Here is a 22,181-nt window from a genome sequence, read left to right on the forward strand (position 1 = left end):
ATATTTTATCAATTAGAGCGCAATCATCATGCTGACTTCACCCTTGGGCAACTCGCAGCCTTCCCCCAGCTTTCCTGTCCGGTTCGAGTACGATCTCACCTATGCATCGGCGGATCACGGCAGCAAACGACTGGTCAAGGAACACTCTCTCAGCAATTTGACCGCGCAATATATCAGCATTCTCTGGGATGAAGGCTCGCACAAGACCAATGTCCGGTCCTTCCTTGGGGAGATCAGCGAAATTTTGAGCGGAGAGCGTTTCAGCGTTTTCACGCAGGAAATGCTCGATTCTGTGATCGGCACGCTACGCGAACGCGGCAACAGCAATGCAACCATCAATCGCAAGATGGCTGCCTTGAGCAAACTGCTGCGGAAGGCGTGCAAGATGGGCGACATCTACAATTTGCCGGAGTTCCGCCGTCAGAAGGAGCGGCAGGGACGAATTCGATTCCTCGAGGCCGAGGAAGAACAACGGCTGTTCTCCGCTATTCGTGCGCGCTGCGACGACAGTTACCGGTTGAGCGTGTTCCTGGTCGATACGGGCTGCCGGCTTGGCGAAGCGATCGGCCTGAACTGGAATGACCTGCAGGATTCGCGGTCGACCTTCTGGCTGACAAAGTCAGGACGCAGCCGGACAGCCCCCCTCACCGCGCGGGCGCGGGAACTCATCCAGATTCCGCATGGGCGGCTGAAGGGTCCCTTCTCCATGCACAACCAGGTGCGCTTTCGCGCGATCTGGAACGATGCCAAGGCGGAAGTCGGCCTGGGAAAGGACGATCAGGTTGTTCCGCACATTCTGCGCCATACCTGCGCCTCGCGTCTGGTGCGCGGCGGCATCGATATAAGGCGCGTGCAAATATGGCTCGGCCACCAGACGCTGTCGATGACCATGCGCTACGCACATCTCGCGACCAACGATCTTGATTCCTGTGTCGCCGTGCTCGAGCGCGGTTGACGCGAGGCGTATCGGACCGGTTCTGGCGCCAGAATCCGTGGTGGTCATGAATGATGGCTAACCCGCCACGCCTCCCCTCACCGCCCCTGAGCGGCGAGTTTGCACCGATTCAATATCTGCCCGGCTGAGAACTTTGCGGCGCGGCGCCAAGATTCGTCCGTATCGTCTCGATAGCTGATCAATTCGCCGCAAACGGCGCGCTGGTCGACAACATTGAGCACGGAGTATTCAATCCAGCCGATCAGCGTGCTGGTTTTTTTGACAATGCCAATAATGACAAAATGTGCGCCCGCCTGTTTGGCCTGTTCCGATAGTTTTTCGAAGCCTGGGTCTGTTGCCGTACATTGAGACGATTGGCACGGCAGGTCGACAATATCGAGCTTGCCGCTGCCGGAAAGCTGCTGGCGAAGATAGTCTAAAAGTTCCTTCAGTCTTCGGTCGTGCTCCGCTTTCTGGTCCCTCACCTCGCCGGATGTATCAAGGAAATCAAAGTTCGCCACCGCCACAGCGTTCCGTGGTTCAGACAGCGCCGGGGATGTTGCCAGAACCGTGCCCAACACGATTGCCGCACATGGAGCAAGCATTTTCATCGCTGCAGATCCTCTTCCCGATCGACCATAATGGCCAAATCTGCGGCTGGCAAAATGTTCCCGGATCCGGGGCCCGTGCCCGATCCGGCGACGGCCGCCAGCAAGGGGCGGCTTGACATCCACGTGTCATTTGTCCCTGATAGGGACGGCTCAACAGCGAGAGGCCGTCCATGTATGAAGATGAAGACAATGAGATCATGCACTACACCACACCAATGTGGTGCCATCTGCTGGTCTTCGGTTTTGTAGTTTCGATCGCCGTATTAATCTGCCAGGTTTGCACCCAATAATCCCTTTTCGGGCCAGATCTTCCCTGAGCATTTCCTGATGTCCCCGGCTCTGACAATTGCAGCGCGACTGCAATTGGAGCCGTCTACGGACCGTTCACCAGCTTCAGGATGAGCTGATGGATATTGCCGCCTTCGCTGAGCTCCGTCTGGTCGAAGTCCCGGCTTCGCTGCCGCTGTGCGAGAGAAAGTTCGGAAAGGCGTTTCGTCAGCTCGGTCCTGATTTTTTGGCACTTCGGATCGCCCGGCACGGACATGCCCACGCTTGTCGCCTCGATCGCCTTCACCATATCCTTGATGATATCGCCATGCACCACTTCATGGTCGCGGACACCAGCGATGAACGTCTCCCAATTCTTGCGAGCGGCGACCGGCAATTGCCCGGCGGGCTTGGGCAGCGTGTAGGTGATTGTGAGGTTGGGCCGCGCCGAAATCAGAGTGCAAGCATCGCCCTGCGCCTCGTATTTCCTCGACCATAACAGCTTGAAATTGGTATGCGCGATGGCGCGTGACGTGCCGCCAAGCTGCGGGCCCTTCTCGCCGATAGATGCATAGAGCTCGGCGCCGGTTTGTCCTGCAATGGCGTAGGTCTGCACCTTCTCGGCGGCCTGCCATTCCGCGCGCGCCGTCACCGGCGATGAGGCGAAACAGGCCGCCAGCAGCGAAAGTCGGACGACTGATTTCACGCGAATCCCCGCTGACAGTTTCTTGATGATCCGGAAATGGCGGCATCTCACGCATCATGACAACCATCTCGGCGTCACGGATGAAAAGCCAGGATAGAGCCCCTTCCGCCGCGGCGGAAGGGGCGAATGATAGGTCTCAGTTCACCGAGGCGAGTGTCAGCGATGTGCCGGTAGCGGCAATGTTGAGGCCGATCTGACCTGTCACGCTTATCGCCTGAAGGTGGACCGAGCCCGATGTACCGCCAAACAGGACGTTGGTACCGATACCGGCGCCGAGCGTCGCCTCAGCGGTCGCGCCACTATAGATACCGCTCAACGAGCCATGGTGATAGCCGGCTGTCGGTGCGAATACGGCCCAGATGATCCGGCTGCGCGTCGTGAAGCCAATATCGACACCGAGCTTCCTGATCGCTCCGCTATAATGATCCAGAGGTTCGCTGCCGACTGCCGTATGGAAGCCGCAGTCGACTTCCTTGGCTGAGCCGAGAAGGTAGCCACCGCCGGCGCCGACGATGCAGTCGAGGTAGCCGATGCGAACGCCGCCGCGTGGTCCCTGATCCCTGTAGGTCCGGGTATCGGCTGCATTGGCGGCCGTGGCGCTGACGAGAGCCAGCGACGCTGCGCCAAGCGCCATCGCAAGAGTCTTTTTCGTCATGATACTCTCCTTCTCAAATTGTAACCCGTGTACCGCAATCGCTCCACCTGCCAGCACATCCAGCGATGAATTATAGATGTTATCGCAGAGCGATTCCAATCGCATCATTGAAGCTGCATGTGTCGAAGCGTGGTGGAAGGCGGAAGTTACAGACGACTCTCAGTTCGACCCCCAATGGGACATTTTGAAGGCATCGTGCCGACTGCTTGCGAAAGCGTGATCGAATGTCCGGATATGCGGAATTATGCGGCAAACGCCACCAGCCCTCGTTGAGAAAAATGCCCAACCACCGGCAGCTTCGCCTCATGTGGAGAATATTAATCGACACTCAGTCGTTCCTTTCCGGCGCTTTGACTTGCCGGGACACCCGGCTCGCCGAGGTCCCAGTAAAGCCCCGCCATCAGTTCAAGACCCTCCCGAGCTATGCTGAGCGGAAGATGCTCATTCGGTGCATGCTGCGAGCACCCCGGATAGGAATGCGGCACCCATATCGTCGGAAGCTGCAGAATGTCGGAGAAGACATCGTTCGGCAGAGAGCCACCAAGATTCGGAAGGATCGCCGGTTTCTTGCCCGTGGTGCGAGAAATCGAGTCCACAGCCCAACGGACCCAGGGATGCTCCGGGTCGAGCCGTGTTGCATAGAAAACTTCATCGCCCGCTTGTGCGATCTGCACACCCTGGAAGCCATTGCGGTCGAGATGCCGGCGAAGGGCGGGTAGCACGTCCGCTACATCACCCCGACGACGAAACGCAATTGGCAGCCCGTGACGCTCGATCAGTTGCCAAGGCGACAGCCCTTCCTCCCAGCCGTCATCCAGCCCGCGGATCACGTCACCGTGGCCGTAGCCTAGTACCGTGGTCTGTTTTGGGTCCTCGATGCGCTCGGCAAAAAGGAATGGCCAATCGCGCTCGAACAATGTGCGGCAGGTAAAGCCAATTGCCACAAGGGCCGGCTTGATCTCCGTCTCGATATAATCGACGAGCACTGGCGCGCGGTCAGGGTTCTGACTCTCGGTCGGCATGCGTACTCGACGCGCCAAATCCTCCCGAAAAGCGCCGGAATCAAAATAAGCCTGTGCACTAGCTACGGCTTTTTCGCGGGTCATGCCTCAACATAACACCCCAGTCAAATATTCGAAATAACGAACGTAGCCTTCGGGGCGGTTTGGTCAAGGGCTTGGGCATCGTGAGGTCGGAGAGCGGCACGGCATCGAGCTAAAGCTACGAGTCGGCAACACACTTCTATCGGCCCCTTCTAAACTTGAGTATGGGTCGACTAAACCCGATGACTAAAGCGTTATGCCCCATACGTGATAGAATGGTTTCGTCTCTCCAACTATTGTCGGAAGCGATCGACCAGATCGAGGAGACGAGAATGACTCAGCGTGTCAACTCTGCAGAACAGTCGGCCGATCTATTCCAGAAGTTCACCGAGTTTCTAGCTGCCAGCCGTGAAAGTTCTATCGAAGACCCAATCCGCGATCTTGTTGCCGTTCGTGCACAGCTCTACGGCTGCACGTGCACGTCAATGGCGTACCCGACGATCGCCCGAAAGGTCCACAACAAGGGAGATAGGTTATGAAAATTGTTATTATCGGTGGAACCGGGCTCATCGGCTCCAAGACCGCAGTACGTTTGCGCAACAAAGGCCACGAGGTTCTTGCCGTGTCGCCAAACACTGGCGTCAACACCGTCACCGGCGAAGGCCTAGCCGAAGCGCTGGTCGGTGCCGAGGTCGTCATTGACCTTGCAAACGCGCCATCATGGGACGACAAGGCCGTGCTGGAGTTCTTTGAAACGGCCGGGCGCAATCTGCTCGCCGCCGAAGCCAAGGCTGGCGTAAAGCACCACATTGCCCTGTCGATCGTCGGAACAGAGCGGTTGCCGGAAAGCGGGTATATGAGGGCCAAACTTGCCCAGGAGAGGCTCATCAAGGAATCGCCGATTCCCTACACGATCGTCCATTCCACCCAGTTCATGGAATTCCTGAAGGGCATCGCCGATGGAGGAACCGTCGGTACCGTCGCGCGTCTTTCGCCCGCCGCTTTCCAGCCTATCGCCTCGGACGACGTTGCCGATGCGGTGGCGGATGTCGCCCTCAGAAAGCCGCTCAACGGCACGATCGAGATTGCGGGTCCCGAACGCGCTCCCATGAACGAGATCATTGCCCGGTATCTGAAAGCGGCCAACGACCCGCGAGCGGTCGAGGCAGACGTCCACGCGCGCTATTTCGGATCTGAACTCAACGATCAGTCGCTCGTGCCCAGCGAAGGTGCGCGGCTCGGCAAGGTCGGCTTCGAGGACTGGTTCCGTTCGTCCCAACAGCCGAAGTAAGCCAAGCGTCGAACCACCTGTGGGCTGGTCTTTTCGAACGCACATATGCATTCAACAACCAAAGGGATAACGACAATGAAGTCAGCTTTGTTAACACTGTTCGTGTCGGCTTCAGTTTGCCTGCTTGGCACTTTGCCGGTTGCCGCCGCCGAAAACACTGCAAAGGTCACGTCGCTCATGAGCAAGGACCTTCCCAACTATCCGGGCAAGGAGGGCCTGATGATTTCCGTCGAGTATGGGCCAGGAGGTTCCGATCCCATCCACAAACACGACGCAAATGCATTCGTCTACGTTCTCGAGGGCTCGATCGTGATGCAGGTCAAGGGAGAAAAGGAAGTCACCTTGTCGCCGGGGGAGACCTTCTACGAAGGTCCTTCCGACATCCACCTGGTCAGCCGCAACGCGAGCACGACCGAACCAGCGAAATTCATCGTTGTGTTGCTCAAGAACAAGGACGCTCCGGTCGTCCTGCCGGTGGAGTGACTCCCCAAGCAGGCGAAGGTCCGATGGTTTGCCAGCTGCCTGGCAGGGGCGAAATCAGACCGCTGTTCACGGCATTATAGAGGGAGGAGCACGTCGATGAAAATCACGGTCGTGGGGGCGACCGGGCGAATGGCGCGGGAATTCCGCAGTGCTTCGCCTTACGTGCGCTTCGGACTCATAGATTCCTATGCGTTGGCTATATGCAGCCTATACCACAGCGTGATTCCAACTCCATTGCCAACGGAAGTAATGAAATACAGTCAGAAAAGGTACGTCACAGGAGGTTAACATGAGCTTGGATAACACTTCACATTCCGGTAGACCGGGACCTGACGAGTTGGTTCCGTCGCGCTACGCGCTGAAGATCGGCGAGATTGACGTAATGGTGATCAGCGACGGGGTGCTGACGCTGCCAGGCGCGATGTTGGGTCACAACGCCGACCCGGCCGCGCGGGCGGCCTGGTCAGACTACAATTTCCTGCCGACGGACATGCTCGATTGGGGGCTCAACGTGGTGGTCGTGCGTAGCGGCAGCCAGACCATACTCATCGATGCTGGCCTGGGGGATGACCCGGACTTGAACTTGCCGAAGGCCGGGCAACTGGCCCATCGACTGGAGGCCGCCGGCATCGATCTTGCGTCCGTGACCGACGTGGTGCTTACCCACATGCACATGGACCACATTGGCATGCTGCTGGTCGACGGGGTGAAGGAGCAGCTGCGTCCGGACCTGCGAATCCATGTGGCAGACGCCGAGGTCAAGTTCTGGACGCACCCCGATTTCTCCCACGTCTCCATGCCGCAGGGGTTCCCGGACGCGCTTCGGGCGGCCGCCAAGCGGTTCGCGGAAGAGTACCGCAGCCAGCTGCGGACGTTCGAGGAGGAGTACGAGGTTGCGCCGGGGGTGGTCGTCACCCGCACTGGCGGCCACACGCCCGGGCACAGCGTGGTGCGCCTCGCGTCCGGCGGCGACCGGCTGATGTTCGCAGGCGATGCTGTGTTCGCGGTCGGGTTCGAGCACCCCGACTGGTACAACGGCTTCGAACACGACCCCGAGGAGGCGGCCCGCGTCCGGGTCCGTCTTTTGCGGGAGCTGGCGGCGAGCGGCGAGTTGCTGGTGGCCACTCACCTGCCGTTCCCCTCCGTCGGCCATGTGGCGGTCGACGGCGATACCTTTCGTTGGGTACCGATATTCTGGGACTACTGACCGCTTTCTGGGTCAGGGGTGAAGAGGTAGCCGTCGAGGACCATCCCATGATTGTCTGTTCGTGCAATGTGTTGAGCGATCAGGATGTCCGCTCCGCCGTCGAGGCGGAGCGGACGCACTCGATTAGCCAGGTCTATGGCTGTCTCGGTTGCAGCGCACAGTGCGGCCGCTGCGCGCGCACCATCCGCCGCATCATGGACGAGTCGCTTGGCAGCACCCATGCGGCGTCCTGCAACGGCTGCGCGCGGTCCTTGCAACCCTGACTTGGCCGCCGAGCCGCTGCCGGAGCAGACCCCAATCTCAGGCGGAATTTCTGATATGGATTGCGAGCGTATCAATGATCTGGTGGCCAAACATCATGATGGTGCGCGCCAGCAATCGAACTGGCGCTCCGCTTGCCGACCTCGTCATTTCCCGCCTTCACATGTGAATAATCCAGCGCCGCGACAAGCGGATCGTCGACGGGCCAAACCAGGGCAGCCAGCAGAAGAGACAGTCCAGCAATGCCTGCCAGTCCGACGAAGGTGATTGTTAGACCGAATGTCGCGCCCAGCCATCCGGCCAGAAGATAGGCAACCAGCCAACACCCATGGGATAGTGCGAATTGGGCGGCGTATACCGCAGGTTTATCCTCCGGACGCACGGACCTTCGCAAAAGTCGACTCGATGGCGTTTGCACTATGGAATATCCGACGCCGAGTACGAACCAGAGCACCACTAGAGAACCGTAGGAAGAGATCACCGCTCCCGCCAAAAGCGCCAACGAAAGCAATAACATGCCGATCAGCATGGCCAAACGGTCGGAGATAGTCTCAAGCAGGTCAGGTAAAACGATCGACGCCAATATTGAGCCGCCACCATAGGCAGCCAAAGCCAAAGCCACCGAGCTTTGTGACAGGCTGAAATCAGATTGCACCATCACGACCGTATTATCCATTACCATCGCGCCTGCTGCTGCCACGCCGACGTTCAGTGTGAACAATCCCCGTAAGCGCGGCGTTGCTGCAAAAATGCGAACTCCCTGCGTTATTCGGTGATAAATGCCGCGGCGTTCGGGCGGTCTCGGACTTGGTACGATAACCGACATCACCAACGCAGCCGAAACGAGAAACCCGATGACGGTGCCGGCGAACAAACTATGAAAATTCACTACGCTCAGCAAAGCCGCCGCCAATATAGGACTGACAAGGCTCTCAAGTTCATAGGCCAACCGGGAGAGCGAGAGCGCCCGCGTGTAATCATCTTCATCACGCAGTATTATTGGGATCGTCGCCTGGAAAGTCGGCGTGAACGCGGCCGAAGCCGATTGGAGCACGAAAATTAGCAAATAGATTTGCCATATTTCTTTCACGAAAGGCAAAGCCAGCGCTACAAGCGCGCGTACGAGATCAAGGCTGACAAGCATGAAACGACGCTGCAATCGCTCGACAAAGGCTGCCGCAATCGGAGCGATGCCAACATACGCGATCATCTTGATAGTAAAGGCCGTGCCAAGGACCTCGCCAGCGTTCTTTCCTGCCATGTCATAGGCCAGCAGTCCCAGCGCCACTGTCGCCAGCCCCGTACCGAGGAGGGCGATGACCTGGGCCGAGAACAGGTGGCGATATGTCCGGTTCTCAAGAACGGAAAGCATTGGCAATCCTGCTGCTGCAGTGCTCGGTATGTCTGACAATCGTTGATCGGCATATCCTTGCCCTAGAGCGTTTCCGGAACGTTGATTACTCTTGGATCGGAATCCCAAGGGATGGATCTGTGGCTAATCGTTCGGCCTATTCAGATATTGCGTACCGAAGCATAGCCCGGACCGGTCGGCCTCGCTATTGCCTCGGAATCATTCCAGGCTGAAATAGACGTGGAGCATAGTTTTGGGATTCCATGCTGATTACGGAGCCGCCAGGGCAGCGCTAGAGTGACCTAGCCGGCCCCAGCCGGTTGACACGACAATCTCGGCACGAGCGTGTGAGCAACATGGCTTCAGCTTCAAAACCGTATTTTTCCGTTTGGACATTGATGGCGATGGTCGTGGGCTCGATGGTCGGGGCTGGGATTTTTTCTTTGCCACAGGCCTTCGGGCGGGTAACTGGACCATTTGGCGCACTGATCGCATGGTCGATCGCCGGTACGGGTATGCTCATGCTGGCCTTCGTATTCCAGACGCTGTCACGACGAAAGCCCGACCTGGACACAGGCATATATGCTTACGCCAAAGCCGGATTCGGCAACTATCTCGGGTTTCTGTCCGCACTTGGCTATTGGTCGGCTGCCTGTCTCGGCAATGTTTCGTATTTCGTGCTGATCAAGTCGACACTTGGCTTGTTTTTTCCCGTCTTTGGAGACGGCAACACGATTATAGCGATCTTTTTTTCGTCGGTCCTTCTCTGGATCTTCCATACGCTCATACTACGCGGGGTCAGGGGCGCGGCCGCTGTCAACACCGTCGTGACTTTCGCCAAGATTATTCCAATTCTCCTTTTCATCGTCTTTGTGGTCGGGGGCTTCCACGCCGATATTTTCGCCACCAATTTCTGGGGCGGTGAGGACGTGAGCTTCAACAATGTCGCCAACCAGGTCCGCGCGACCATGCTTGTGACAGTCTTCGTGTTCGTCGGAATCGAAGGGGCCAGTGTGTATTCCCGTTACGCGCGAAACCGCAACGATGTCGGTGTGGCGACGCTTGTGGGTTTCCTCGGTGTGTTGTGCCTGCTTGCTCTTGTTACAATCCTGTCCTATGGCGTCATGCTGCGTCCAGATCTTGCGGCGCTGCGCAACCCATCCATGGCCGGTGTTCTCGAAGCGGTCGTCGGACCCTGGGGGGCAATATTTGTCAGCTTGGGTTTGTTGATTTCCGTTTTGGGCGCCTATCTGTCGTGGGTGCTTCTCGCCGCAGAAATTCTGTTTTCGGCATCCAGATACGAAACCATGCCGCAGTTTTTGTCGCACGAGAACAGGAACGGGGTACCATCCAATGCCCTGTGGCTTACCAATATCGTCGTCCAGACGTTTTTGATCCTGACGCTGTTTACGCAATATGCGTTCAGGCTTGCGCTCGAGCTAACGAGCTCCATGATCCTCATCCCCTACCTTCTCGTTGCTGCCTACGGATTTAAACTTGCCTGGACCGGCGAAACCTATGACAGGGATCCATCTGGCCACAGGACGGATTTGGCGCGGGCAGGCATCGCCCTGATTTACACTGCGGGCTTGATTTATGCAGCCGGAGCGAACCACCTGCTGCTGTCGGCCGTGATTTATGGTCCTGGTTCAATTCTGTATATTATTGCGCGCCGCGAACGGAGCAAAGCGCTGTTCTCGCCAATCGAACTGGCCATGTTCGCAGTTGCAGTTTTTGGCGCCGCGGTAGCGATCTATGCCATCGCCGCAGGTCTCACTCCCGTCTAGCCAAGCGTCGCGATGGTGTATGCCGGAATAACGAGCTTGGACCAAAACGTTACGCCTCGACTAGCCGGGCTCGCAATAGCGTTGTTCTTTCGGACGTTGTTCAGAAAATCGGGACGCTAGGAATAGTCGTGGGATTCTGTGCTGATCCCCTGGAGACCCCAACAACACTATAATCTCAAAATGAGAACTCCCAGCGGTCGACGCCCGGGAACACTTGATAAAGTTTTGTAGAGGACACCATGGCTTCAGACTCTACTCAGAAATTCTCATTGTTCGCACTCACCGCCATGGTCGTCGGGTCTATGGTCGGCGCCGGCATTTTTTCTCTCCCACGCACCTTCGGCAATGCCACCGGCCCGTTTGGCGCGATCATAGCCTGGTGTATCGCCGGGGGTGGCATGTACATGCTTGCCCGCGTTTTCCAGGCACTCGCCGAGCGAAAACCCGATCTCGACGCGGGCGTGTTCGCATATGCCAAGGAAGGCTTTGGCGACTATCCAGGCTTTCTGTCAGCTTTCGGCTACTGGATCGGTAGTTGCATCGGTAACGTCTCCTATTGGGTTCTGATCAAGTCGACCCTCGGGCTGTTCTTCCCTGTGTTCGGAGACGGCAATACGGTGGTCGCGATCGTCGTCGCCTCAATCGGCATCTGGCTTTTTCACTTCATGATCCTGAGGGGCGTCCAGCAGGCAGCTTTTATCAATACCGTGGTGACCATTGCCAAGATCGTCCCGATTCTGCTCTTCATCCTGATACTTTTCCTGTTCTTCAAAGCGGAAATGTTCAGCGCCAATTTCTGGGGCGGGGTGGGGATGCCGGATGCAAGTCTTTTCGACCAGGTGCGCGCGACCATGCTGGCAACGGTATTCGTCTTCATCGGCATCGAGGGTGCGAGCAACTACTCACGCTATGCATCCAAACGCTCCGATGTCGGGACGGCAACGATCCTCGGTTTCATCGGCGTGTCGACCCTGATGGTGCTGGTGACGCTCCTGCCCTATGCCGCCCTGCCCCGCGCAGAAATCGCCGCCATGGGCCAACCTTCGATGGCCGGGGTGCTCGAGGCCGTTGCCGGCCACTGGGGGGCGGTTTTCATCAGCGTCGGGGTGATCGTCTCGGTGCTCGGTGCTTATCTTGCCTGGTCGCTGGTATGTGCTGAGGTGCTGTTCATTGCTGCAAGAACCAATGATATGCCGAGGCTCTTTGCAAGAGAGAACCGGAACAAGGTTCCCGCGGCCGCCCTGTGGCTGACGAATATCGTGGTGCAGATCTTCGTCATCAGTACCTACTGGTCGCGGGATGCCTTCGCGCTGATGTTGAATTTGACGAGCGCCATGTCATTGATTCCGTACCTCTTCGTGGCGGCTTTCGGTTTATTGCTCGCCCGGCGTGGGGAAACCTACGAGACACGTCCGCAGGAGCGCTCTCGCGACCTCATCATAGCCTCTGTCGCCGCCATCTACACAGTCTTCATGATTTTGGCAGGCGGGCCGAAATTCGTTCTGCTCTCCGCGCTTCTTTATGCACCTGGCACACTGCTCTATTTCTGGGCCCGCCGCGAGCAGGGCAAGCAGGTGTTCAACACCACAGCCGACTGGGCCATCTTTGCCGTCGCAGCAATCGGCTGCATCGCGGCGCTGATCGGACTCGCGACCGGCTACATCGCCATTTAATTCAGGAGGTCCAACATGTCAGCTTCTCCCGATACTACCGGTTTTGGCGTTTATTCCGAGGTGGGCCAGTTGCGCAAGGTTCTGGTGTGCGCACCAGGCCGTGCGCATCAGCGGCTGACGCCGAGCAATTGCGATGCGTTGCTCTTTGACGACGTGCTTTGGGTCGACAATGCCAAACGTGACCATTTCGACTTCATGACCAAAATGCGCGACCGTGGCACGGAGGTGCTGGAGATGCACAATCTGCTCACCGATACAGTCGCGATCCCCGAAGGAAAGAAGTGGATTCTCGACAACCAGGTGGTTGCGAACCAGGTCGGACTGGGCCTGGTCGATGAGATACGCAGTTATCTGGAGGGCTTGCCCAATCGGGAGCTTGCAGAGACCCTGATCGGCGGCCTTTCAACCTATGAGTTCCCCGAAACGCATGGCGGAGAAATGCTGAAATTGGTCAGGGACGCGGCCGGTGTAAACGAGTATCTGTTGCCGCCGCTTCCCAATACGCTTTACACACGAGATACGACGTGCTGGATCTATGGGGGCGTTACACTGAACCCGCTATATTGGCCGGCACGCCATGAGGAGACAATCCTCACCACCGCAATCTACAAGTTCCACCCCAGCTTTGCCGGAAAGGTCAACGTCTGGTGGGGCGATCCGACGCAAGACTGGGGCCTCTCCACTCTGGAGGGCGGCGACGTGATGCCGATCGGCAAGGGCAACGTGCTTATCGGCATGAGCGAGCGCACCTCGCGCCAGGCAATCAGCCAGCTTGCGGCGACGCTCTTCGAGAGGGGGGCGGCGGAGCGCGTGATCGTTGCTGCCATGCCCAAGCTGCGTGCCGCAATGCATCTTGATACGGTGTTCACGTTCGCAGACCGCGATTGCGTGCTGCTCTATCCGGATATCGTCAACAGCATCGATGCCTTTTCCTACCGGCCTGGTGAAAAACCGGGAACGGTCGAGCTGCATAAGGATAAGGGGACATTCGTCGAGACTGTTCGCGACGCTCTCGGTTTCAAGAAGATGCGCGTGGTCGAGACAGGTGGTAATGATTATATGCGTGAACGCACCCAGTGGGACAGCGGCGCCAATCTCGTTTGCGCTTCCCCGGGCGTTGTCTTCGCCTACGACCGCAACACCTACACCAACACGCTGCTGCGCAAGGAGGGCATCGAGGTCATCACCATCACAGGCGCCGAACTCGGCCGCGGTCGTGGTGGCGGTCATTGCATGACCTGTCCAATCAGCCGTGATCCGGTGGATTACTGATCCTGGCATCCTGCGATAGCCTCGCGAATACCGCGCAGACGGCTGTATAGATACAAACTGCGACTGAGCCACGGCGGAGATTACTTGGTAGCCCAACAACTGCATTTGTGCCAGGCATCGCTGCACGCTTATGCATGGGAGTAAAAACTCGAACACTGTGCGGAGGGGTAGTTGCAGGCGAAAACCGCATTGGCGAAGTCACCATCAATTATCGGCGTGGTTGTCGGCATTCTCTTCTTCGCTGCATCCTTAACTCCGAGCCTGATGCCTCGAACTTATCTTGTTCAAGGCGTTGTTTCCGGATGCTGTGCGGCGCTCGGCTATGGTGTCGGCGTACTGATGCGTTGGCTTTGGTTCTATCTGGAGCTTCCGTTGCCGCGGGCACGCACTCGGAAAATAGCGAAGATCGCGACTATCGCCATCTGCGTCGCAATTGCGGCTTTCTTCCTTTGGAAAACCACGGAATGGCAGAACTCCATCCGGAAACTGATGGGGCTCGATCCAGTACAAAGGGCCGAGCCTTTCGAGCTTGCTGCCATTGCGCTGGTGGTGTTTGGTTTGCTGGTTCTGCTTGCGCGGCTCTTCAGGCTGACCTACATGGTTCTCTCGGGCTCGTTCGAACGATTTCTTCCAAGACGGGTGTCCAATGTAGTCGGGGGATTGCTCGCGGTCGGACTGTTTTGGTCGATCGCGGAAGGCCTTCTTTTCAGAACAGCGTTGCGGATTGCAGATAGCTCATTCCAGCAGCTCGACGCCATCATTGACGATAATCTGGCGATGCCGGCCGATCCTGCCAAAACCGGCAGCGTGGCTTCGCTGATTAACTGGAAGGAATTGGGCCGGCAGGGCCGCCAATTCATTTCTTCCAGCCCGACAGGCGCTGAAATTGGTAAATTCTTTCAGGAAAACGCCCCCAATCCCATCCGCGTTTATGTCGGACTCAATAGCGCAGATAATGTTGAGGAAAGAGCTCGGCTGGCTTTGGCGGAGCTCAAGCGCGACGGCGCATTCGAGAGGTCCATCCTGGTCGTCATTGTTCCAACCGGGACCGGCTGGGTCGACCCTGCGGCAATGGACACTGTCGAATATCTTCATAAGGGCGACGTTGCGAGCGTTGCCCTCCAGTATTCCTACCTGAGCAGTTGGCTCTCGCTACTGGTCGAGCCAGCATACGGCGCCGAAGCCGGGCACGCTCTTTTCCGGGAAGTCTATCGCTACTGGATCACTCTCCCTCGCGATCGCCGCCCCAAACTGTACCTGCATGGGCTGAGCCTTGGCGCAATGAATTCGGAGCTTTCGGCCGATCTCTTCGATATAGTCGCCGACCCGTTTGAAGGCGCACTGTGGAGTGGACCGCCCTTTCAGAGCGGCACCTGGAAATCAGTGACCGCCAACCGCAATCCGGGATCACCCGCCTGGTTGCCGCGTTTCCGTGACGGCTCGATCATCCGATTCACCAATCAGAACAACGCTCTGAATATTCCGAGTGCCACCTGGGGACCGATCCGGATCGTCTACCTTCAATATGCCAGCGACCCAGTGACATTTTTCGATTTTCATTCGCTCTACCGGGAACCTGACTGGATGAAGACTCCACGCGGTCCCGACGTCTCCCCTGATTTGCGCTGGTTCCCTGTAGTCACGATGGTGCAACTTTTGCTGGACATGGCAATAGCCACGACATCTCCGATTGGGTATGGGCATGTTTACGCACCGGAACACTACATCGATGCCTGGATCGCTGTCACTGATCCGCAAGGCCTTCGGCCGAATGATGTCACGCGCCTCAAGACATTTTTCGCAACCGAGTTTCGCAGTGACGCCGAGCCGTCCACGGGCGGATAAGATATTGGTCAGTCGCGGCGCTGGTGATCTTTTGCGTTTATCTGCTTTGTTGAATGCGCATGAGCAAATGCCACCAGACCCCTTAAAAAGAGACGCAATGCATCATTCCGGGATTCTGTGCCAATTTCCTCGTTGCGTCGGCGCGATATGATTTGATGTGACTTTGTTACTTACGTCCAAGCACTCGCAACCTGGAGGGGTCATGTCTAGTCTCATCGTCATCGTATATCCAACGGAAACCAAGGCTGAAGAGGTGCGCCGTCGCCTCATCGAACTGCAGAAGGAGTATTTGATCACGCTCGGTGACGCCGTCATCGCGACCAAGACCGACGCTGGCAAAATCAAACTAAACCAGCTTGTAAGTACGACAGCGGCTGGGGCTATATCGGGCAGTTTTTGGGGGCTTCTAATAGGTGTCCTTTTCCTCAATCCGCTCATCGGCGCGGCTGTGGGCGCGGCATCCGGTGCTATCGGCGGTGCCCTGACCGATGTCGGCATAAACGACGCTTTCATGAAAGACCTGGCGAGCAACCTTCAACCGGGAAATGCGGCGTTGTTCGTGCTGGTGCAGGAAATGACCGCCGATAAGGTGCTGAAGGAAATATCTGGCTTCGGCGGCGTGGTGCTCAAAACTTCCCTTGATGAAACCAAGGAGCAGATTCTACGCGACGCGTTGCAGAAAGCTTCGGCAACGTAATCGTTTTGCAATCCGCCAGAACACGGCTCGGCAGGAACGAGGAGAATTAGTGCTCATGGGGGAGACAATCGTTCCGATCTCAATCGAAATCCTTTGCGGAGCCGCGGGCGGAATTGCCATCGGCGCGTGGGCACCTGGCCTCAGTCTCGGCGCAGGTGGAAATGCCCTCACGGGCGCGATCGGTGGATTGATCCTGACCTGGGTGGCAGCACGGATTCCTTATGTAGGTCGCTTCGTCGGCCGCGTCGAATATGCCGCCGATGCTGTCACCCAAAGTGCAGGCGGGTTAACCCCAATTGTTCTCGTCGGCGTTGGCATCGCCGGTCTTTTAGGGGGAATTCTTCTGAGCTTGCTTATCGGGTTGACGCGAAAAAGCGGTGCGGCTCGAAAAAATTGAAACTTTGACGTAGCCGAGTAATCCGGGCTGCCCCGCAGCTTGCGCAGTGATCCTATCGCATTTTCCCTCAGGCCCATGGCGGCAGAGAGTCAACATGGCAAGACAAAGTGGAAGCCAGATGATTGGACCTGTTGCAACCGGCATTCTTGTCCTTGCCCTCCTCCATTTTGCTCAGGCAATCTTCGTTCCGCTCGCATTCTCGCTATTTGTCATTGCATTGGTCTGTCCAATCCAATCCGCGCTGCAGCGGCGGTTGCCGCGGCTCATTGCGCTACTTATCACCATTGTCGTAACGCTCGCGGTCATCGTTGCCATCAGTTCGTCGGTAGCTTGGGGCTTCAGCAAACTCGGTCAATGGCTGTTCGCCAATGCGGGTCGATTCCAGCTAATCTATGTAAACTGGACCGATTGGCTGGAGGGGCACGGGGTCGCGATCGCCGGTGTACTCGCCGACCGTTTCGATGTGAGGTGGCTGGTCGGCTTCACGCAAGGAATGGCTGGGCGGCTCAATAGTTTCGCTGGCTTCGCGCTGCTGGTCCTTGTCTTCACCATGCTTGGTCTGCTCGAGGTCGACGATTTCAACGAGAGACTGGGCACCCCTGCGGCTCAGCCCCATGGAGGGCAGATACTGCTTGCAAACCGCGAGATTGGAATCAAGTTGCGCCGCTTCATGATCGTGCGCACATTCGCCAGTGTGTTGACAGGTCTCGTCGTCTGGATGTTCGCCCTCGTTGCAGGGCTGGAACTCGCCGCCGCTTGGGGTGCGATCGCCTTTACGCTTAATTATATACCGTTCCTGGGTCCGTTTGTTGCAACGGTATTGCCAACCTTGTTTGCCATTGCCCAATTCGAATCTTGGCCGATGGCGGTCGGCGTCTTCGTGGGACTCAATCTGATCCAATTCGTTATTGGCAGCTACCTTGAGCCTTTGTTGATCGGCACCTCTCTTTCGATTTCACCCTTTGCGGTAATTTTCGCAGTGTTTTTTTGGAGTTTTATGTGGGGTGTTCCCGGCGCCTTCATCGGCGTGCCCATCCTGATCGCCTTCATTGTCTATTGCGCACGCAATCCATCCTCCAGGTGGGTCGCTATACTGGCTTCGGGGAAGCCGATTTGACCGCTATCCCGGCTCGTCGCCCTTCCGAGCATCGTCGGTCGAGCGAGCGAAGCGGCCGGAAAACCATTCTACAAATCGTTCCACAACAACGAACAATCCGGGGATGAACAAGATTCCCACAGTCGTCGCCGCCAACATGCCTCCGAGGATGGTGACGCCAAGGGCTTGACGGGCGTTGGCACCAGCGCCCGTTGCGATTACCAAAGGGATCATCCCCAAGATAAAGGAAACCGCGGTCATCATGACCGCCCTGAAACGCTGGGCCGCCGCTGAAATCGCGGAATCGATAATCGAGAGCCCTCTTTCCCTTTCGACCCGCGCAACCTCGACTATCAGGATGGCATTTTTTGAAGCTAGTCCAATCAGCAGAACGATGCCAATCTGGGCGTACAGCGAGTTTTCGAGTCCGGTGGCCGCGAGGGCGATGATTGCGCCGAGAGCGGCGAAGGAAAGCGACAGGATAATGGAAACCGGCAGCGCCCAGCTTTCGTATTGAGCAACAAGAAACAAGAACGCGAAGATAAGCGCCAGCGCCAAGATCATGGGAGTCTGGGCCGCAGATTGCCGTTCTTGCAGGGACAGTCCCGACCATTCGTAGCCGTATCCTTCGGGCAGCACCTGCGAGGCCGCACTCTCGAATGCCGCCGTGGCTCGAGCCGAACTCGTCCCCGCCGCCGGAATTCCGTTCACCGGAGCAGCTGGAAAAAGATTGTACCGCGACAGCGAAAACGGTCCGAGATCAGGTTCGAGCGTTACGAGCGCGCGCAGCGGAACCATTGCGCCGTCGCGGCTTCTGACATGCAGGTTGAGAACGTCATCCGGGATTACCCGGAACTGGCGGTCCGCCTGAAGGTTAACCTGGAATGTTCTGCCGTCATGTGTGAAATCATTGACATATCTTCCGCCGAATTGAGCGCCAAGCGTTGAATAGATTTGGTCGACACTGACGCCCAGGCTTTCAGCGCGTACACGATTGACATTCACGAACACCCGGGGAACGTCCGCCGAGAATGGACTGGATGCAATCGCAACTTCCGAGGTCTGGATGACCGCTGCTATCAGCGCCCGCGTCACCTGATTAATGTCTTCGGGTGACTGGCCCAAGCGCGCCTGAAGCCGGAAGTCCAATCCCCCCACCTGTCCGATGCCGGGGATGGGTGGAGGAGAGAACACTGCAACACTGGCCTGCGGAAGATTCGAGAAACGCGCATTCAGCGATGCCAGCATAGCTGTCGTCGACAGGGTTGGCGCGTGTCTTTTTTCCCAAGGGTCCAACATGATAATGGCAAAACCACCATTCGGGACAGTGCCGTTCTGCAGAAGGCTGAAACCTGATATCGTCACGACCTTCGCCACGCCTTCGGTTTCCCGCAGCGCCGTTTCAACCTGTTGCATCGTTCTTTCCGTCGTCGAAAGTGCCGATGCGTTGGGCAGCTGAACATCGACAAAAAGGAAGCCTTGATCCTCGTCGGGCAAGAACGACGACGGCACATTCAGGAAAAGAAGCGCCGCAGCGACGATCGTGGCAGCGAGGACGCAAAGAACAATGACGATACGCCGGGCGAGACCACTGACAACACGGGCGTACCCATTGCGTGTCCTTTCGAGCAGGGACTCGAACCGTGCCAGCGGCCCGCTGAGATCGGTGGGCTTGCGCAGAAGAGTCGCGCAAAGCGCCGGACTAAGTGTCAAACCCATGAACGACGACAAAACGAGAGATGCAGAAATTGTAACGGCGAACTGCTGATAAAGCTGGCCGTTAATGCCTTGTAGAAATGCCGTCGGAACAAATACTCCCAACAATACCATCGTCGAGATGATCGGGCCGGTTACCTGCAGCATGGCCCTTTCGCTGGCGGTTTTCGCGTCAAATCCCTGTTCTTTCATTAGCCGCTGGACATTTTCAACGACGAGAATGGCGTCGTCAACGACGAGTCCCGTCGCCAGTATAAGCGCAAGCAACGTGATGAGATTGATTGAGAAGCCCGCGACATAAAGAACGGCGAACGTGGCGATCAGCGATGCGGGAATGGCCAGTGCAGGAATAATGGTCGCGCGCCAATCGCCAAGAAACAGGAAGGTAACCGCCACCACAATTGTGAAGGTGATTGCAAGCGTGATGATGATTTCGCGGATAGACGCGCGCACGAACAGTGTCGAATCATAGACCGGCTCATAGGTCAGACCGTGCGGAAACTGTCGCGAGAGATTTTCAAGTTCCTTGGTCACCGCATCCGCCGTACCGAGGGCGTTAGCGCGCGGCGCCTGATTTACGACCAGCATTGCGCCAGGAGCCCCGATCACTCGAACGCTGGACGCATAGCTTTGCGCCCCGAGCTCAACCCGGCCGATATCGCGAATGTGTACCAGAGCACCCGCATCACCTGTTTTCACGACGATGTCGCCAAACGCTTCAGCGTCCTCAAGTCGCCCTTGGGCGATCAGCGTATACTGAATCTGCGCATTATCTTGCGAAGGCGGGCCACCGACCTGCCCGATCGACGCCTGAATATTCTGCGATTGAATTGCAGCAGCGACATCGTCCGGTGTTATCTCGAGTGCCGCCATGCGCACGGGATCCATCCAGACGCGCATGCTGTATTGGGAGGATCCCATGACCGAAGCTTCGCCGACACCCTCCACGCGGGATAGGGCGTCTGTGACATTCATGGAAAGGTAATTGGCAATGTCCAGTTCGCTTAGCGCCTGCTCCGGAGAATAGAAACCAAAAGCCAGCAGGAAATCGGGCGAGCGTGCCCGCACGGTAATCCCCTGTTGAGAGACCGCGGCCGGCAACTGCGCCGTAGCGAGCTGGGCACGATTTTGAACGTTGATCTGAGCAAGATTAGGATCTGTGCCGACGGCAAAGGTCACTGTCAGCGTGTAGGAGCCCGCATCGGAGCTGTTTGACGACATGTATATCATGTCATCAACGCCATTGATCGCCGTTTCCAGAGGGTCGCCGACCACCTTGGCGATGACCTCTGCATTGGCACCGGGATAGAGAGCCGTAACCGTGATGCTTGGCGGCGTGATGTTGGGATATTGGGCGATGGGAAGCCCGAAAATTGACAAGGTGCCTGCAAGGCACAAGACAATGGCGACCACGATTGCGAACCGTGGACGGGAGATGAAGAAGCCCGAAATCATGGCTGTTGCCCGCTAGCTTGCTCGACCGGCTGGACGGCGATGCCGTCGGAGAGCCGTTGCGTCCCTTGCACAACCACCTTTTCACCCGACTTCACACCCTGACGGACCGCCCAGAGATCACCGACCTTCGCCCCGGTGTCGATGCGGCGTTGATGAACGATGTTGTTCTCGCCCATCACGTACACGAACCGTCCATCGCGATCCTGTAGAACTGCGGTTTGGGGGACGGATGGCCCCTTAGACTGTTGAACACTGCCGACAACGAGCTTGACGAACTGGCCCGGCATCAGCAAGCCATCGGAATTTGGGAATACCACGCCGACAGTTGCTGTTCCCGTTCTTGAATCAACTTCTGGCGCCAGGAATTCCAGAGTGCCTTGCGGGCTGTAAACGCTGCCATTCGGCAATCTGAGGTTCAATTTCATGGCGTCGACCTTGGATTTCATCTCGGCAACTTCTCTTTGACGAAATGTCGTGATGTCCCCTTCGGTGACCGAGAAGACAACACGCACCGGATCGACCTGCACCAATCGGGCAATTGCACCGACATCCGGCCCGACAAAATTTCCCCTGGTAAAAAGCGGCTGACCGATACGGCCGGCGATCGGCGCTGCTATGCGTGTGTAAGACAGATCGAGCTCGGCCTTGGTGAGACCGGCCTGAGCTGCGGCAAGATCCGCGATCGCGATATCGAGGGCCGTCTGGGATTCGTCGTATGCAGCGCGCGCCACGGCACTGCGCCGGACGAGTTCCGCATTTCTGTCCCGGTTGTCCGTGGCCTGTCGGCGGGCTGCTTCCGCGCGGCCGACCTGCGCTTTGGCAGTGGCAACAGCAGCCTGGTAGCCCGCCGGCTCAATGACAAACAGAACATCGCCCTCTTTTACAGCGGCGCCCGGCCTGAACGCAATTTCCTCGATGAATCCCGATACGCGTGCACGAACATCGACCGCTTCCATGGCCTCTACGCGGCCGATGTTCTCAGCGGGTGTTTCAGTCGGCGCATCCACAACCGGTTGAACAACGACAGTGGGAGCTGGCCGGCCCCCCAGGAGCAGCGTTTTGTGCCGCCAGGTGTCCGGGCAATGGTGAAAAAATGGCGAGGCAAAAAGAGACGGCTAGGATAGTCCAGGAGATTTTATTCATACTGGATCTCCAAGGCGATCGCATCATCGCACCGCCGAAATATATATCGGAAGCCATTATACGGACAAGAAATTCCCTGCCTTGCCTACCAGATTTGGACCCACTGCCAAGATTTGGGACGCAGAGCAATACAAACGGATGTCGCCCTTGAACAAGGGCCGAAATGTTCCTCTTCGTTGATCATGAACGCGCATAGAGATCTGCTTGGCACAGTTGGGAAAGCACAGCCGTACCGAATGACATCTTAGTGCATGTAGTAACCGGGCGCTCGTACGAGTCTGACTGAGCCGT

At 57.3% G+C, this 22,181-nt stretch carries 20 protein-coding genes; 13 read left to right on the forward strand and 7 right to left on the reverse strand.

What is annotated here, in order from left to right; translation table 11 throughout:
• Positions 1-28 precede the first annotated feature (28 nt).
• Positions 29-955 carry a tyrosine-type recombinase/integrase gene (locus BLM14_RS11900; RefSeq protein ID WP_099999556.1) on the forward strand — a complete coding sequence of 309 codons (927 nt, stop codon included), beginning with the start codon at positions 29-31 and terminating at the stop codon, positions 953-955.
• A 77-nt stretch (positions 956-1,032) separates the two neighbouring features.
• Here BLM14_RS11900 and BLM14_RS11905 read toward each other — a convergent pair whose 3' ends face one another.
• The 4 genes from BLM14_RS11905 to BLM14_RS11920 all read right to left on the reverse strand — a co-directional run bounded on the left by BLM14_RS11905 (position 1,033) and on the right by BLM14_RS11920 (position 4,279).
• Positions 1,033-1,545 carry a DUF2380 domain-containing protein gene (locus BLM14_RS11905; protein WP_099999557.1) on the reverse strand — a complete coding sequence of 171 codons (513 nt, stop codon included), beginning with the start codon at positions 1,543-1,545 and terminating at the stop codon, positions 1,033-1,035.
• A gap of 373 nt (positions 1,546-1,918) precedes the next feature.
• Positions 1,919-2,518: a DUF922 domain-containing Zn-dependent protease gene (locus BLM14_RS11910; RefSeq protein WP_100001241.1), complete on the reverse strand. Its 600-nt coding sequence runs from the start codon at positions 2,516-2,518 to the stop codon at positions 1,919-1,921.
• 136 nt (positions 2,519-2,654) lie between these two features.
• A complete protein-coding gene (locus BLM14_RS11915; RefSeq protein ID WP_100001243.1) occupies positions 2,655-3,173 on the reverse strand; it encodes a DUF992 domain-containing protein in 519 nt (172 codons plus the stop codon).
• A gap of 317 nt (positions 3,174-3,490) precedes the next feature.
• Complete coding sequence (locus tag BLM14_RS11920; protein ID WP_099999558.1) at positions 3,491-4,279, reverse strand: hypothetical protein; 789 nt, start codon at positions 4,277-4,279, stop codon at positions 3,491-3,493.
• 269 nt (positions 4,280-4,548) lie between these two features.
• Here BLM14_RS11920 and BLM14_RS11925 point away from each other — a divergent pair, with 269 nt between their 5' ends.
• The 5 genes from BLM14_RS11925 to BLM14_RS11950 all read left to right on the forward strand — a co-directional run bounded on the left by BLM14_RS11925 (position 4,549) and on the right by BLM14_RS11950 (position 7,460).
• On the forward strand, positions 4,549-4,755 hold the full coding sequence (locus tag BLM14_RS11925) for a hypothetical protein (protein ID WP_133123838.1): 207 nt from the start codon (positions 4,549-4,551) through the stop codon (positions 4,753-4,755).
• Positions 4,752-5,507, forward strand: coding sequence for an SDR family oxidoreductase (locus BLM14_RS11930; RefSeq protein WP_099999560.1), 756 nt, complete (start codon positions 4,752-4,754; stop codon positions 5,505-5,507). The genes BLM14_RS11925 and BLM14_RS11930 overlap by 4 nt, the downstream gene beginning before the upstream one ends.
• Positions 5,508-5,582: 75 nt before the next feature.
• Positions 5,583-5,990: a cupin domain-containing protein gene (locus BLM14_RS11935; RefSeq protein WP_204251957.1), complete on the forward strand. Its 408-nt coding sequence runs from the start codon at positions 5,583-5,585 to the stop codon at positions 5,988-5,990.
• Positions 5,991-6,279: 289 nt separating this feature from the next.
• Positions 6,280-7,197, forward strand: a complete 918-nt coding sequence (locus BLM14_RS11945; RefSeq protein ID WP_099999562.1) for an MBL fold metallo-hydrolase — start codon at positions 6,280-6,282, stop codon at positions 7,195-7,197.
• 47 nt (positions 7,198-7,244) lie between these two features.
• Entirely contained in the window at positions 7,245-7,460 is a 216-nt protein-coding gene (locus BLM14_RS11950; protein ID WP_099999563.1) for a (2Fe-2S)-binding protein, read from the forward strand.
• 71 nt (positions 7,461-7,531) lie between these two features.
• Here the strand turns inward: BLM14_RS11950 and BLM14_RS11955 are convergent, their stop codons facing one another.
• Positions 7,532-8,830 carry an MFS transporter gene (locus tag BLM14_RS11955; protein ID WP_099999564.1) on the reverse strand — a complete coding sequence of 433 codons (1,299 nt, stop codon included), beginning with the start codon at positions 8,828-8,830 and terminating at the stop codon, positions 7,532-7,534.
• A gap of 335 nt (positions 8,831-9,165) precedes the next feature.
• On the opposite strand from BLM14_RS11955, the gene BLM14_RS11960 reads away from it, so the two are divergent.
• The 7 genes from BLM14_RS11960 to BLM14_RS11990 all read left to right on the forward strand — a co-directional run bounded on the left by BLM14_RS11960 (position 9,166) and on the right by BLM14_RS11990 (position 17,597).
• Entirely contained in the window at positions 9,166-10,596 is a 1,431-nt protein-coding gene (locus tag BLM14_RS11960) for a basic amino acid/polyamine antiporter (RefSeq protein ID WP_099999565.1), read from the forward strand.
• A gap of 239 nt (positions 10,597-10,835) precedes the next feature.
• On the forward strand, positions 10,836-12,269 hold the full coding sequence (locus BLM14_RS11965) for a basic amino acid/polyamine antiporter (RefSeq protein WP_099999566.1): 1,434 nt from the start codon (positions 10,836-10,838) through the stop codon (positions 12,267-12,269).
• Positions 12,270-12,284: 15 nt separating this feature from the next.
• Complete coding sequence (gene arcA / locus BLM14_RS11970; RefSeq protein ID WP_099999567.1) at positions 12,285-13,541, forward strand: arginine deiminase; 1,257 nt, start codon at positions 12,285-12,287, stop codon at positions 13,539-13,541.
• 171 nt (positions 13,542-13,712) lie between these two features.
• A complete protein-coding gene (locus BLM14_RS11975; protein WP_099999568.1) occupies positions 13,713-15,386 on the forward strand; it encodes an alpha/beta hydrolase in 1,674 nt (557 codons plus the stop codon).
• A gap of 202 nt (positions 15,387-15,588) precedes the next feature.
• Positions 15,589-16,083, forward strand: a complete 495-nt coding sequence (locus BLM14_RS11980) for a DUF1269 domain-containing protein (RefSeq protein WP_099999569.1) — start codon at positions 15,589-15,591, stop codon at positions 16,081-16,083.
• Between the two features lie 55 nt (positions 16,084-16,138).
• Entirely contained in the window at positions 16,139-16,480 is a 342-nt protein-coding gene (locus BLM14_RS11985) for a hypothetical protein (protein ID WP_099999570.1), read from the forward strand.
• A 94-nt stretch (positions 16,481-16,574) separates the two neighbouring features.
• Entirely contained in the window at positions 16,575-17,597 is a 1,023-nt protein-coding gene (locus BLM14_RS11990) for an AI-2E family transporter (RefSeq protein WP_237143339.1), read from the forward strand.
• A gap of 3 nt (positions 17,598-17,600) precedes the next feature.
• Here BLM14_RS11990 and BLM14_RS11995 read toward each other — a convergent pair whose 3' ends face one another.
• Positions 17,601-20,747 carry an efflux RND transporter permease subunit gene (locus BLM14_RS11995; RefSeq protein ID WP_099999572.1) on the reverse strand — a complete coding sequence of 1,049 codons (3,147 nt, stop codon included), beginning with the start codon at positions 20,745-20,747 and terminating at the stop codon, positions 17,601-17,603.
• Positions 20,744-21,754, reverse strand: a complete 1,011-nt coding sequence (locus BLM14_RS12000) for an efflux RND transporter periplasmic adaptor subunit (RefSeq protein WP_157929523.1) — start codon at positions 21,752-21,754, stop codon at positions 20,744-20,746. Before BLM14_RS12000 ends, BLM14_RS11995 begins: the two co-directional genes overlap by 4 nt.
• Between the last annotated feature and the right edge of the window lie 427 nt (positions 21,755-22,181).

Source organism: Phyllobacterium zundukense, assembly GCF_002764115.1.
GTDB lineage: Bacteria > Pseudomonadota > Alphaproteobacteria > Rhizobiales > Rhizobiaceae > Phyllobacterium > Phyllobacterium zundukense.